This window comes from Flavobacterium sp. (genome assembly GCF_043722275.1).
Taxonomy (GTDB): Bacteria; Bacteroidota; Bacteroidia; order Flavobacteriales; family Flavobacteriaceae; genus Flavobacterium.
The window spans coordinates 24,766-37,562 of the sequence record NZ_JAYSPC010000193.1 but is presented as its reverse complement, the minus strand read 5'-3'; the positions used below and the strand labels follow the sequence as shown (position 1 = coordinate 37,562).

Annotated in this window: 14 protein-coding genes; 9 read left to right on the top strand and 5 right to left on the bottom strand. The window is 33.4% G+C overall.

The genetic code is table 11. From position 1 onward, the window contains the following. Window positions 1–99: 99 nt before the first annotated feature. Entirely contained in the window at window positions 100–570 is a 471-nt protein-coding gene (locus tag ACHZDT_RS22355) for a GNAT family N-acetyltransferase (RefSeq protein WP_394776911.1), read from the bottom strand. Between the two features lie 261 nt (window positions 571–831). Here ACHZDT_RS22355 and fbp point away from each other — a divergent pair, with 261 nt between their 5' ends. Beyond that, window positions 832–1,836 (top strand): class 1 fructose-bisphosphatase, encoded by a 1,005-nt coding sequence (gene fbp, locus ACHZDT_RS22350; RefSeq protein ID WP_394776910.1) that lies wholly within the window; start codon window positions 832–834, stop codon window positions 1,834–1,836. Window positions 1,837–2,036: 200 nt separating this feature from the next. On the opposite strand, the gene ACHZDT_RS22345 is transcribed toward fbp, so the two are convergent. After that, window positions 2,037–2,468, bottom strand: a complete 432-nt coding sequence (locus tag ACHZDT_RS22345) for a TerB family tellurite resistance protein (RefSeq protein ID WP_394776909.1) — start codon at window positions 2,466–2,468, stop codon at window positions 2,037–2,039. Window positions 2,469–2,628: 160 nt separating this feature from the next. Between ACHZDT_RS22345 and ACHZDT_RS22340 the strand changes: the two genes are divergently transcribed. The 5 genes from ACHZDT_RS22340 to ACHZDT_RS22320 all read left to right on the top strand — a co-directional run bounded on the left by ACHZDT_RS22340 (window position 2,629) and on the right by ACHZDT_RS22320 (window position 6,007). Next, window positions 2,629–3,222 (top strand): HupE/UreJ family protein, encoded by a 594-nt coding sequence (locus ACHZDT_RS22340; RefSeq protein ID WP_394776908.1) that lies wholly within the window; start codon window positions 2,629–2,631, stop codon window positions 3,220–3,222. Window positions 3,223–3,226: 4 nt separating this feature from the next. Beyond that, entirely contained in the window at window positions 3,227–3,658 is a 432-nt protein-coding gene (locus tag ACHZDT_RS22335) for a deoxycytidylate deaminase (RefSeq protein ID WP_394776907.1), read from the top strand. Further along, a complete protein-coding gene (locus tag ACHZDT_RS22330; RefSeq protein WP_394776906.1) occupies window positions 3,659–5,236 on the top strand; it encodes a S41 family peptidase in 1,578 nt (525 codons plus the stop codon). It begins immediately after the preceding gene. 18 nt (window positions 5,237–5,254) lie between these two features. Then, a complete protein-coding gene (locus ACHZDT_RS22325) occupies window positions 5,255–5,620 on the top strand; it encodes a nuclear transport factor 2 family protein (protein ID WP_394776905.1) in 366 nt (121 codons plus the stop codon). A gap of 75 nt (window positions 5,621–5,695) precedes the next feature. Beyond that, a complete protein-coding gene (locus ACHZDT_RS22320) occupies window positions 5,696–6,007 on the top strand; it encodes a hypothetical protein (protein ID WP_394776904.1) in 312 nt (103 codons plus the stop codon). Window positions 6,008–6,201: 194 nt separating this feature from the next. Here the strand turns inward: ACHZDT_RS22320 and ACHZDT_RS22315 are convergent, their stop codons facing one another. The 3 genes from ACHZDT_RS22315 to ACHZDT_RS22305 all read right to left on the bottom strand — a co-directional run bounded on the left by ACHZDT_RS22315 (window position 6,202) and on the right by ACHZDT_RS22305 (window position 7,695). Further along, on the bottom strand, window positions 6,202–6,807 hold the full coding sequence (locus tag ACHZDT_RS22315) for an FAD-dependent oxidoreductase (RefSeq protein WP_394776903.1): 606 nt from the start codon (window positions 6,805–6,807) through the stop codon (window positions 6,202–6,204). A 1-nt stretch (window position 6,808) separates the two neighbouring features. Continuing rightward, entirely contained in the window at window positions 6,809–7,009 is a 201-nt protein-coding gene (locus ACHZDT_RS22310; RefSeq protein ID WP_017496183.1) for a hypothetical protein, read from the bottom strand. 107 nt (window positions 7,010–7,116) lie between these two features. Next, complete coding sequence (locus ACHZDT_RS22305; RefSeq protein WP_394776902.1) at window positions 7,117–7,695, bottom strand: MarC family protein; 579 nt, start codon at window positions 7,693–7,695, stop codon at window positions 7,117–7,119. A 512-nt stretch (window positions 7,696–8,207) separates the two neighbouring features. Here ACHZDT_RS22305 and ACHZDT_RS22300 point away from each other — a divergent pair. The 3 genes from ACHZDT_RS22300 to ACHZDT_RS22290 all read left to right on the top strand — a co-directional run bounded on the left by ACHZDT_RS22300 (window position 8,208) and on the right by ACHZDT_RS22290 (window position 12,748). Next, window positions 8,208–8,777 (top strand): DUF3109 family protein, encoded by a 570-nt coding sequence (locus tag ACHZDT_RS22300; protein WP_394777015.1) that lies wholly within the window; start codon window positions 8,208–8,210, stop codon window positions 8,775–8,777. A gap of 334 nt (window positions 8,778–9,111) precedes the next feature. Beyond that, window positions 9,112–10,089, top strand: a complete 978-nt coding sequence (locus ACHZDT_RS22295; protein ID WP_394776901.1) for a ribonucleotide-diphosphate reductase subunit beta — start codon at window positions 9,112–9,114, stop codon at window positions 10,087–10,089. Window positions 10,090–10,348: 259 nt separating this feature from the next. After that, on the top strand, window positions 10,349–12,748 hold the full coding sequence (locus ACHZDT_RS22290; protein WP_394776900.1) for a ribonucleoside-diphosphate reductase subunit alpha: 2,400 nt from the start codon (window positions 10,349–10,351) through the stop codon (window positions 12,746–12,748). Window positions 12,749–12,797 lie beyond the last annotated feature (49 nt).

Sequence of the window (12,797 nt, the reverse complement as noted above, 5' to 3'; positions counted from 1 at the left end):
ACACGAATTAATTTGTGCTAATTTGTGTAATTCGTGGCGAACAAGACAAAGATTTAAAAATCATTTAATCCTTTAAATCTGTGGCAAAATATATTTTGATTATTTTTCCAGAAAAGAATTAATTCCCGCTTCATCCATTTGAACAACTCGCCATTCCTCAAGGATTTTTGCTCCTGAATTTTCGTAGAATTTTACTGCCGGAGTATTCCAGTCGAGAACATTCCATTCTATTCTTCGAACATTATCTTTTTTTCCTTGCTTCATAATTTCAGAATAAAGCGCAGATCCCAAACCGGTTCCTCGCATTTTATCCTTTACAATTAAATCTTCAAGATGTATTGTTTTTCCTTTCCAGGTTGAATAACGGTAATAATAAAGAGCAATTCCCACAATTTCCTGTTCAACTTCGGCAACAAAAACATGAAACAGTGGGTTTTCACCAAAGCCATCACGCACTAAATCATCAACAGTTATTACAACAGCTTCCGGTTCTTTTTCGAATATTGCCAACTCCTGTATTAATCCCAAAACCGATTCCATGTCTTCAGGATTTCCTTTTCTGATATTCATATTCTGTAAATATTTATTTTTTAATTTTATGATATCGCTTTCTTATTTAAGGTGTTTGTCTGCACAAAACATTTTGTAAGGGCAATTCATATATTCGTATTATTAAACGTTTATTAGCTAAAAAAGTATTCTTTTATTCGGTACTTGTTGTCTTTAATTAGCAAATATACAATAGTGGCAAACTAACGAAATAATTTTTAAATCATTCTCACAAAAAAAACGATATTTGTGACTTAAAATTAAAACTACAACGATATAGTAATGGAAGAACGCAATAAAACACTAGGAGAGTTTATTATTGAGAACCAAAAAGCATTTCAGTATTCGTCGGGAGAGCTTTCCCGAATTATCAACTCTATACGTTTGGCGGCAAAAGTTGTCAACTATAAAGTCAACAAAGCCGGATTAGTGGATATTATTGGCGCAGCAGGCGAACAAAATATTCAGGGAGAAGACCAGCAAAAATTAGATGTGTATGCAAACGAAGTATTTATCCAGACGTTAATAAACCGTGAGATTGTCTGTGGAATTGCTTCAGAAGAAAACGACGATTTTATTACTGTTCAGGGGAGCGACAACAGTCATAATAATAAGTACGTGATCTTAATGGATCCGCTTGACGGATCATCAAACATTGATGTAAATGTTTCTGTGGGAACTATTTTTTCGGTTTTTAGGCGAATTACCCCAATAGGAACTCCGGTTACAAGCGAGGATTTTTTACAACCGGGAATCAATCAGGTAGCAGCAGGGTATGTAATTTATGGAACTTCGACGATGTTGGTTTATACAACAGGTCATGGCGTAAATGGTTTTACATTAAATCCGGCAATCGGAACATTTTATTTGTCACATCCAAATATGCAATTTCCAAAAAACGGAAATATATATTCGGTAAACGAAGGGAATTATGTTCATTTTCCACAGGGAGTAAAAAACTACATTAAATATTGCCAGAGAGAAGAAGAAGACAGACCATATACTTCAAGATATATTGGAAGTCTGGTTTCTGATTTTCATCGAAATATGATCAAAGGCGGAATTTATTTATATCCAACAAGCACAAAAGCACCAAAAGGGAAATTGCGTTTATTATATGAATGTAATCCAATGGCATTTATTGCAGAACAAGCAGGAGGAAAAGCAACAGATGGTTTTGGAAGAATTATGGAAATCCAGCCAACAGAATTACACCAAAGAGTTCCATTTTTCTGCGGAAGCTATAATATGGTAGAAAAAGCGGAGGAATTTATGGCAGCTGAGTAAGGCTCAGTCTCAGACAACCTAACAGGTTTTTAAAACCTGTTAGGTTTATTTTGGAATAAATAGATTTTTCGTTTTAGTTTAAAAACAGCAAACCCGACAGATTTTTAAAACCTGTCGGGTTTATTTGTTAAGTTCAAGTTTACAAATTTTTTAATTTCCAGCCAAAAACTGAAAACTGCGACTGCAAACTGAATACTTTTTTATTTGTTCATATTTTCCATTTCGAAAAGGAAAGTATCTAAATCTACTTTTTTATCTACTAAAGACAATGCTTTTCTAACAATATAATTTACGTTTCCTGGAGTAAACCCTAAAGCTAATCCCATACGGGTTAACATAACTTCCTGCTGATCACCTAAATGGTGGTCAACGTGAACCATTCTTGCTAAATCATACAAACGCTCTAAACGTTGTGTATATAAATAAGGTGGGTTTATTGGATGTTTCCACGGATCTGAAAGAATTTCTGTGTATTCATCTTCTGAAATTTGTAATGTAGATGCTAATTTATCTAAAAAGTCTTTTTCCTCTGGACTTACTTTGCCGTCCGCAAAAGCTACACGAACAATTGCAGAGAAATGACCCCTGTTTCTTTGTTTGAATTCGTTATCAAATAATTCTGAAAATGCCATAATCTATTAGTTTTTTATTGGGCAAAGATAAATCTTATTTTAATTTAACAAATTTAAATTTCTCATAAAATTTAACTTATTGATTTAATATTTTGCACCGTTAATTTTTCAAAATAAATCGTAAGTTTACAACCCCTAATCATTTAATAGTAGTACCAGTATGTCAGAATTTTGGATTTATTTTCAAATAGGATTAAAGCACGTTTTAGATATTCACGCTTACGATCACGTTCTTTTTTTAATCGCATTAACAACGCCTTATTTGTTTAAAGACTGGAAACGTATTTTACTCTTAGTTTCTGTTTTTACAATAGGTCATACAGTAGCTTTATTGCTTTCGGTTTATGGAATCATTGCCATAAAAGTGAATACAGTCGAATTTCTAATTCCGATAACAATTTTAATAACCGCCATATTCAATCTCTTTTCGGCAGGAAAAGCATCTAAGAGCGATGGTTTGAATTTAGTGTTTTTTGTAACCCTGTTTTTTGGAATTATACACGGACTTGGATTCTCAAATTATTTCAAAACTATTTTAGGAGGATCACCTAGTTCAAAATTACTACCTTTAGGCGAGTTTGCATTAGGAATCGAAGCAGCTCAGTTAGTTGTAGTTTTCGTGGTTCTGATAATCTCATATATTGTGCAAACCGTATTTCGTTTTTCAAAACGCGATTGGGCACTTGTAATGTCGGCTTTTATTATAGGAGTAGTAGTTCCTATGATTATCGAAAGCCCAATTTGGAACAGATAAATAAATGGAAGAAAAGAAATTAAATAAATACGATAAAGCTTATTTGAGAATTGCCAAAGAATGGGGCGCGCTCTCGTATTGTAAACGAAAACAAGTAGGCGCAATTATCGTAAAAGACAGAATGATTATTTCTGACGGATACAATGGAACTCCATCCGGATTTGAAAATTGCTGCGAAGATGAAGACGGATTAACACGCTGGGATGTTTTACATGCCGAAGCAAATGCGATTTTAAAAGTAGCCAGATCAACACAATCATGTGAAGGTGCAACTTTATACATTACGCTTTCGCCTTGCAAGGAATGCAGTAAATTAATACATCAATCAGGAATAAAAAGAGTAGTTTATCAAAACGGATATCGCGATGATTCCGGAATTCAATTTTTAATAAAAGCAGGTATTGAAGTCGAACATATTCCTGTTTCAGAAGAATAAATGAAATTTAATCCAAAATATTTGCCAATCATCGTTGGAGGGACTTTTGCCCTCGGAATTGTTCTCGGAAGCGTTATGAATGCTCCCGTAGATGAACAGCTTTTGGCTAAAAATTACTCGAAAACAAAGCTGAACAAACTAATTGATTTTATCAACAATGAATATGTTGACAGCATCAATACAGATTCTATTGTAAACCTTACAGTTGATAATATTCTATCAAAATTAGATCCGCATTCCGTTTATATTCCGCCAACAGAACAAGCAGAAGTAGCCGAAAGTATGAAAGGAGATTTTGTGGGAATCGGAATCAATTTTTATATGTATAAAGATTCTGTTGCGATTATAAAACCTATTGAAAACGGACCTTCGGCGAAAGCAGGAATAAAATCTGGTGACCGAATTTTATTTGCAGGAAAAACAAAATTGTTTGGAAGAAGATTGCCTTCGGATAGTTTATTTTCGAAATTAAAAGGATTAAAAGGTTCTGAAATTGAATTGACTGTTTTTAGAAAATCAGAACAAAAGAAACTTAAGTTTAAAGTAAAAAGAGATATTATTCCGATAAAAAGTGTTGATGCATCATTATTGCTCGACAATAAAACCGGTTATATAAAAATCAACCGTTTTGCCGAAACTACTTTTAATGAATTCAAAACCGGTTTAACAAGATTGAAACAAAACGGAATTGAATCGCTGGTAATTGATCTTCGTGATAATGGCGGAGGTTATATGGAAGAAGCGATTGCAATTGCCGATGAGTTTTTGAAAGACAAACAGCTAATCGTTTTTACAAAAAATAAAAACGGAACAACCGAAAAAACATTTGCGACAAAAGCCGGAAGTTTTGAAACCGGAAAAGTATATGTTTTAATTAACGAAAATAGCGCATCTGCAAGTGAAATCCTGGCTGGAGCACTTCAGGATAGTGATCGCGGTACTATTGTGGGTCGCCGTTCTTTTGGAAAAGGATTGGTACAGCGCGAAATGGATTTCAACGACGGATCTGCGGTAAGATTAACCGTGGCAAGATATTACACGCCAACCGGAAGATCAATTCAAAAACCGTATAAAAAAGGAAACGAAGAATATTTTAAAGAATCAGAATCACGTGTGAAATCAGGTGAACTTTATGCAAAAGACAGCATTAAAGTAGCAGATTCTTTAAAATTCAAAACTCCAAAAGGAAAAATTGTATACGGTGGCGGCGGAATTGTTCCGGATATTTTTGTGCCAATTGAAGCCGAACACGGAAATGAAAATGTTGCTTATTTAATGCAAACCGGAATCGTTGGGCATTTTGTTTTTGAAGAATTAGATAAAAACAGAGATGCTTTTAAAGGACTTCATTTTAATGAATTTTTGGCTAAGATGAAAAACTCTGATGCGTATTTTAAAAAGTTCAGAACTTATATTTTAATGACAGGTTTAGACTTGAAATTAGATAAAACCAAAGCTTTGGTAAATCGTTACATCACAGCAGAATTTGCCCGTCAACTTTATGGCGAATTGTATTATTATGATGTTATCCTGAAAGAAGACGCGATGATCAAAGCAGTTTTGAATCCGAAAAAGTAATCCTTAATTTTGAATCAGATGAAAATAGAAAATATTGTAAATGCTGAAATCGAACTTTTAACGGCAATTAAAACGGCAAATATTCCAACTTTGGATAAAATGCTGCACGATGATTTGCTTTTTAATTTACCGGATGGACAAACCATTACTAAGAAATTTGATTTAGAATCTTATCGATCGGGTAAAATGAAAATCGATGTATTAGAAGCTTCGGATCAGCTTATTAATATAATTGATGATACGGCTGTAGTTGCGGTAACGATTATGCTCAAAGGAACTTATGAAGGCAATATCTTAAATGGTGCATTTAGGTATATCAGAGTTTGGAAACAATTTGAAGAAAATGTAAAAGTGATTGCGGGAAGTTGCGCGGCTTTACAATAAAATAATAATAATTTTTTAAAATATAATGTAATAGATCTTCTTGAAAATGAGCGAGCTTTACATAAAATATAAAATATGAAAAATCTAAAAAGAGTAAGTTTTCTAATAGTTCTAATGACATTTGTAATTTCTTGCGCAAGTATGAAAAAGGATAATACAGTTACAGGAAAAGTAGATTCGATAGAATTTGGGAAAGACGGTTATACTGCAAAAGTAACTACTGATAAAAAAGAAGTTTATTTTGCCGTAATCAGCATTGTAAATGTTGGCGGACCGCAAAATTACAAGAAATTAAAAACAGGTGATGAGGTTTCGTTAAAAGGAGAAATCTGGAAAACTGAAACTGAAAAACATATGACAGTTAGAGAAATTGTTTCGGTAAAGTAAATTCTGAACATTAATTCTTTTTAAACCATTAAGATATTAAGTTTATTAAGCTTTGCGGCTAAATTCCTTAATCTCTTAATGGTTTAATTTTTTATAAACTTTGCTTTTTCTATTAATTGGTTAAGTGAAGTTCAAGTCATAGCTTAATAAACTTAATCTCTTAATGGTAAAATAAAAAACTAATGTTTTAAATTCTATCGAATACTATCGTGAGCGTGAGTTTGTACGCCGTTATTCCATAAAGTAAGAATATCTGTGGCAACTGCAGCGCCACTTCCGGCAGCAATTGCCAATTGGCTTCTCCAGCCTGCTAAAGTTCCTATAACATAAATACCATCGGATACTTTATGATCGTCGTTTTTAAGCTGAATACGTTGTTTTTCGGGAAGTGCTTTTTTGTGAGGTTCAATATATTGCGTTAAACCCTCAATATCAAAAGTATTTGCAGAACCAATTCCTACGACTATACTTTTTGTTTTATAAGAGTTTTTATTTGTAGTAACCGTAAATTCAGGATAAGATCCTTCAACTTTAATTACCTTTTCATTAGCAATCTGGGAAATATGCGGATAAGCCGTTGCTAAATCCTGCGTGCTTTCTAATAGTAAATCAGATCCTAATTTACCTGGCGTTATGCCATAAGCATTGTAGAAAATTGCTTCTTGTAAAGAAGAATTTTTTTGGTGCGTAAAAATTCCGATTTTTTTATCGGTAACAAAAGCTTTGTTTTTGGCTGAGCCTAAAACCAGTGCACAAGACATGCCTGAAACGCCTCCGCCAATAATTAAAACGTCAAACATATTATCGACCGTTTGTTTTTTCTTCGATTCTTTTAGAAATTCTAAAAATCAAAAGAATTAAAACGGCACAAAATGAAGCTGCAATTCCAATAAAAGCAACTACACTGTCTCCTTGAAAAGGATTTTTGAAGTCTAGCAACGTAATATTAAAAACAATTAAAGCTAATGCCAGAAGCACTAAGATTGAAGTAAAAATTTTCATAATGGTTGTTTGTTTGTCTAAAATATTAAAGTAAACCTGAAGAGTTGTAAAATGTCCTTAAGTTGTGTTTTTAAAATTTTTGTGGGGTAAATTTATAAAAATAATTGTTAGACGAACAAACCTTTAACATTAGCAGCGAATAATTTAACAGCAATTGCTAAAAGTATGACTCCAAATGTCTTGCGGACAACGCCAAGTCCGTTTTCTCCTAATAAAGTCTCGATTTTTTTAGACGATTTTAAAACAATATAAACCAAAATTATATTCAATAAAATTGCAATAATGATATTAATGGTGTGAAATTGAGATCGCAGTGAAAGTAAAGTCGTCATAGTTCCTGCTCCGGCAATTAACGGAAACGCCAAAGGAACGATTGAAGCTGATCCCGGTTCTTCGTCACGATAGATTCTGATTCCTAAAATCATTTCTAAAGCAAGAAAAAATAAAACGAATGAACCCGCAACTGCAAAAGAATGCACATCAATACCTATAAGGCTCAAAAAACCTTCTCCCACAAATAGAAAAACAATCATAATAAGTCCGGCAACAATTGAAGCTTTTTCAGATTCTATATGCCCAACTTTGGATCTTAGATTTACAATAATAGGAATTGAACCTACGATATCAATTACGGCAAAAAGAACCATTCCAACAGTGATAATTTCCTTATAATCAATTTGTAGCATAATTTTTCTTTTAGTGTTTAACGATGTGCAAATGTAGATAATAAAGTTAGGGCTTTTTTTGACACAATGCACTTTTGTTATAAAAACATGGTTTTGTAGTTAAAAAAGTGTTTTTTGTAACAATTGTTGTTTTTGGTTTAGAGTATTGCAATGATTTTTGTAAAGATTCAAAAAGCTTGAATTGTAAAAAGATTAAAAAAGGCTAAATATTCCTTGTGGATATTTGCGAATACTTTATGAGTCTTTGAGGCAGATTATTTTTTACGAGGATTTTGCATATTCGAACAGCTTTATAAGATTGTGTATTCTATAAAGCTTTGGGAACTTTGAAAATATTTTTTCAATTATCCTTCATAAAATTAAACTTTGCGATTCTTTGCTAAAAAACTTTGTGTACTCTGCGGTAAAATTCAACATATTTCATGCGTTAAACCGACATGAAAAAAAGAATAAAAATATATCTGTTTTCTTTGTCTATCTTTGCACTTTATAAATTTCAGTACTTTATTATCATGTTTCAACTAGGAAAAACCATTATTTCAGAAGATATTCTTGAAAAAGAATTTGTGTGCAACTTGTCAGCTTGTAAAGGAGCTTGCTGTGTTGACGGAGATGCGGGCGCTCCTTTAAGTGAAGAAGAAACCAGAATAATGGAAGAAATTTATCCTAAAGTAAAACCTTTTTTACGCAAAGAAGGGATTGCTGCCATTGAAGCGCAAGGAGCTTGGGTAAAAGGAACCGATGGTGATCTTGAAACGCCGTTAATCGACGAAAAAGATTGTGCTTATGTTATTTTTGACGGCAAAACCGCACTTTGCGGAATCGAACAAGCATATAATCAGGGAATCATAGATTGGAAAAAACCAGTTTCTTGTCATTTATATCCAATCAGAGTAAAAGACTTTACAGAATTTGCTGGGGTCAATTACGACAAATGGGATATTTGCGATGACGCCTGTTCTTTAGGAAAAGAGTTGGAAGTTCCGGTTTATAAATTTGTCAAAGAAGCGTTGATTCGCCGTTTTGGTCAGGACTGGTATTTAGAGCTTGAAAAAGTTGCTGAAGAACTTAAAAAAAAGTAAAAATTCAGGCGCTATAGTTACCGCTTTTTAAAGATGTATTTTAACTCAAAAAATAAAGTTTTAACTCAAAAAAAACTTTTCAAAACAATTAAAATTTTCTTGCTTTTTATTCCAAAAAATCTATATTCTACGGGACTTTAGGTGTAAATTACTATATTAAATGTCTCATTTACAAATAATTAATAATTGTCTGAAAAATATCTCATTTTTCTGCGTTGTTAAAAACTATGTCGAATTGTGAATAAGTTTGGCTTTCATTTTTAGCGATAAATGACAATCTTTGTATTCGTATTAAATTAGTAAAATTCAGTACAAAAATTAAACAAAAATTACCATGTCACAAGTCGAACCAATATTACAAGAAAATAAAAATCGTTTCGTTATTTTTCCTATCAAACATCATGATATTTGGGAATGGTATAAAAAAATGGAAGCTAGTTTCTGGACTGCTGAAGAAATCGATTTGCACCAAGACTTGACAGACTGGAATAATAAATTGAGTGAGGACGAAAGATATTTCATTAAACACATATTAGCATTTTTTGCAGCTTCTGACGGGATCGTAAATGAAAACCTAGCTGAGAATTTTGTTAACGAAGTTCAATACGCTGAAGCAAAGTTTTTCTATGGTTTTCAAATCATGATGGAAAACATTCATAGTGAAACTTATTCTTTATTAATTGACACTTACGTGAAAGATGAAGCAGAGAAAGCAGAATTGTTTAATGCTTTAGAAGTTTTTCCTGCAATTAAGAAAAAAGCAGACTGGGCTTTAAAATGGATCGACTCTGATTCGTTTGCCGAAAGACTAATTGCTTTTGCTGCGGTTGAAGGAATTTTCTTTTCAGGTGCTTTCTGTTCTATTTATTGGTTAAAAAAACGTGGTTTAATGCCAGGTTTGACTTTTTCAAACGAATTGATTTCTCGTGACGAAGGTGTTCACTGTGACTTTGCAGTACACTTACACAATCATCACTTAATTAACAAAGTGCCAAAAGAAAGAATCAAAGAAATTATCGTTGATGCTTTAGCGATTGAAAGAGAGTTTGTTACAGAATCTCTTCCAGTAAGTTTAATTGGTATGAACGCTGTTTTGATGACGCAATACTTAGAATTTGTTGCGGATAGATTATTAGTAGAATTAAATTGTGAACGTGTATATGGATCATCGAATCCGTTTGACTTTATGGACATGATCTCACTTCAGGGAAAAACCAATTTCTTTGAAAAACGTGTTGCCGAGTATCAAAAATCTGGTGTGATGAACACAGATAGCGATGCTCAGAAAATTTCATTTGATGCAGATTTTTAGCGCAAGTATATTTTAGCGTTACCTCGAAACGCTATTAAAGATTAATTTATAACAGTACAATTTTCAAGATTGAATCTCATTCCCAAATCGAAGATTCAAACAATTTTTAATGCCTTTTCAGTCTATTTTTAGTCTGGAATACACAACTATTGAGAATCCTGCAATTCTCAAAAAATAATTTAAAAACACACAATGTTTAAGACCTGGAAGTCGTTATTCCAGTGTCTTTCATTTTTTCAATAACTAAAAAAGTAAGCTTATGTATGTAGTAAAAAGAGATGGCCACAAAGAGCCCGTAATGTTTGATAAGATTACAGAAAGAATCAAAAAATTGTGTTACGGTTTAAATGAACTTGTAGATCCTGTTAAGGTAGCGATGCGTGTTATCGAAGGATTGTATGATGGGGTTTCAACTTCTGAACTAGATAATCTTGCGGCAGAAACGGCGGCTTCTATGACAATTGCGCATCCTGATTATGCACAATTAGCAGCGCGTGTGGCGATTTCGAACCTACATTCAAATACAAAAAAATCGTTTTCAGAAACGATGAAAGATATGTACTTATACGTAAATCCAAGAAATGGACAAGAAGCGCCATTACTTTCGGATGAAGTATTTAAAGTAATTCAGGAAAACTCAGAGTTCTTGGATTCTCATATTATTTATACAAGAGATTTTAATTACGATTACTTTGGTTTCAAAACTTTAGAGCGTTCGTATTTGCTAAAAATAAACGGAAAAATCGTCGAAAGACCACAACATATGTTGATGCGTGTTTCGGTTGGTATTCACCTTGACGATTTAAAATCGGTAATTGAAACTTACGATTTAATGTCTAAAAAGTTCTTCACGCACGCAACGCCAACGTTGTTCAATGCCGGAACTCCAAAACCACAAATGTCTTCTTGTTTCCTTTTGGCAATGCAGGATGATAGTATTGATGGTATTTATGACACATTAAAACAAACGGCTAAAATCTCGCAATCAGCAGGAGGAATTGGTCTTTCTATTCATAACGTTCGTGCAACAGGATCTTATATTCGTGGTACAAACGGAACTTCAAACGGAATAGTGCCAATGTTGAGAGTATTCAACGATACGGCGCGTTACGTAGATCAGGGTGGAGGAAAACGTAAAGGAAGTTTTGCGATTTATATCGAAACATGGCATGCGGATATCTTCGACTTTTTGGATTTAAAGAAAAATACAGGAAAAGAAGAAATGCGTGCAAGAGATTTATTCTTCGCAATGTGGACTTCAGATTTATTCATGAAACGCGTTCAGGAAGATGCATCATGGACTTTAATGTGTCCTAATGAATGTCCGGGATTATATGACGTTTACGGAGAAGAATTCGAAGCAATGTATCTTGATTATGAATTTAGAGGAAAAGGCAGAAAAACAATTCGTGCACGTGAATTATGGGAGAAAATCCTTGAATCACAAATCGAAACTGGAACACCTTATATGTTGTACAAAGATGCAGCAAACCGTAAATCAAACCACAAGAATTTAGGAACAATTCGTTCGTCAAACTTGTGTACTGAGATTATGGAGTACACATCTAAAGATGAAATCGCGGTTTGTAACTTAGCTTCTATTTCATTACCAATGTTTATTGAAAATGGAAAATTCGATCATCAGGCGCTTTACAATGTTACAAAACGTGTAACCCGTAACCTAAACAAAGTAATTGACAGAAACTACTATCCGGTAAAAGAAGCTGAAAATTCTAACTTACGTCACCGTCCGGTAGGATTAGGAGTTCAAGGTTTAGCAGATGCTTTTATCATGTTGCGTATGCCGTTTACAAGTGATGAAGCAAAAGTATTGAATCAGGAAATTTTCGAAACATTATACTTCGCAGCCGTAACCGCTTCTATGGAAATGGCAAAAGAAGAAGGTCCATATTCAACATTTGAAGGATCTCCAATGTCAAAAGGAGAATTTCAATACAATATGTGGGGAATGAAAGATGAAGAATTATCTGGTCGTTGGGACTGGGCTTCATTAAGAAAAGAAGTAATGGAACACGGAGTTCGTAATTCATTATTAGTTGCTCCAATGCCAACTGCTTCAACTTCGCAAATTTTAGGAAACAACGAAGCTTTCGAACCCTATACATCAAACATTTACACACGTCGTGTATTGTCCGGAGAATTTATCGTAGTAAACAAACATTTACTTCATGATTTAGTAGACAGAGGTTTGTGGAACGAAACGTTGAAACAAGAAATCATGCGTCACAACGGATCAGTTCAAAACATTGATGTGATTCCGCAAGACCTGAAAGAATTATACAAAACAGTTTGGGAAATGTCTATGAAAGACATTATCGATATGTCTCGTCAAAGAGGTTATTTCATTGACCAATCACAATCATTGAACTTGTTCATGCAAGATGCAAACTATTCTAAACTTACGTCAATGCACTTCTATGCATGGCAATCAGGTTTAAAAACAGGAATGTATTACCTAAGAACAAAATCTGCGGTTGATGCGATTAAATTTACATTAAACAACGATAAAAAAGAAGAAGATGCACCAACAGCAGTTTTAGTTCCTGAAACTGAATCAATCAGTGTTGAGGATTACAAAGCAATGTTGCTAAAAGCACAAGCCGGAGATCCTGAAGATTGTGAAATGTGTGGGTCTTAAATTTTTTAGAAGAAAGAAGATAGAATAAAAAGGAAAGATTTTATTCTTA

Excerpts from the sequence above, each read along its gene's own strand:
- ACHZDT_RS22300 (WP_394777015.1), top strand. The coding sequence starts at position 8,208 with ATGTTTCAACTAGGAAAAACCATTATTTCAGAAGATATTCTTGAAAAA.
- ACHZDT_RS22355 (WP_394776911.1), bottom strand. The coding sequence starts at position 570 with ATGAATATCAGAAAAGGAAATCCTGAAGACATGGAATCGGTTTTGGGA.
- ACHZDT_RS22345 (WP_394776909.1), bottom strand. The coding sequence starts at position 2,468 with ATGGCATTTTCAGAATTATTTGATAACGAATTCAAACAAAGAAACAGG.
- ACHZDT_RS22320 (WP_394776904.1), top strand. The coding sequence starts at position 5,696 with ATGAAAAATCTAAAAAGAGTAAGTTTTCTAATAGTTCTAATGACATTT.
- ACHZDT_RS22305 (WP_394776902.1), bottom strand. The coding sequence starts at position 7,695 with ATGCTACAAATTGATTATAAGGAAATTATCACTGTTGGAATGGTTCTT.
- ACHZDT_RS22340 (WP_394776908.1), top strand. The coding sequence starts at position 2,629 with ATGTCAGAATTTTGGATTTATTTTCAAATAGGATTAAAGCACGTTTTA.
- ACHZDT_RS22325 (WP_394776905.1), top strand. The coding sequence starts at position 5,255 with ATGAAAATAGAAAATATTGTAAATGCTGAAATCGAACTTTTAACGGCA.
- fbp (WP_394776910.1), top strand. The coding sequence starts at position 832 with ATGGAAGAACGCAATAAAACACTAGGAGAGTTTATTATTGAGAACCAA.
- ACHZDT_RS22335 (WP_394776907.1), top strand. The coding sequence starts at position 3,227 with ATGGAAGAAAAGAAATTAAATAAATACGATAAAGCTTATTTGAGAATT.
- ACHZDT_RS22330 (WP_394776906.1), top strand. The coding sequence starts at position 3,659 with ATGAAATTTAATCCAAAATATTTGCCAATCATCGTTGGAGGGACTTTT.
- ACHZDT_RS22295 (WP_394776901.1), top strand. The coding sequence starts at position 9,112 with ATGTCACAAGTCGAACCAATATTACAAGAAAATAAAAATCGTTTCGTT.
- ACHZDT_RS22310 (WP_017496183.1), bottom strand. The coding sequence starts at position 7,009 with ATGAAAATTTTTACTTCAATCTTAGTGCTTCTGGCATTAGCTTTAATT.
- ACHZDT_RS22290 (WP_394776900.1), top strand. The coding sequence starts at position 10,349 with ATGTATGTAGTAAAAAGAGATGGCCACAAAGAGCCCGTAATGTTTGAT.
- ACHZDT_RS22315 (WP_394776903.1), bottom strand. The coding sequence starts at position 6,807 with ATGTTTGACGTTTTAATTATTGGCGGAGGCGTTTCAGGCATGTCTTGT.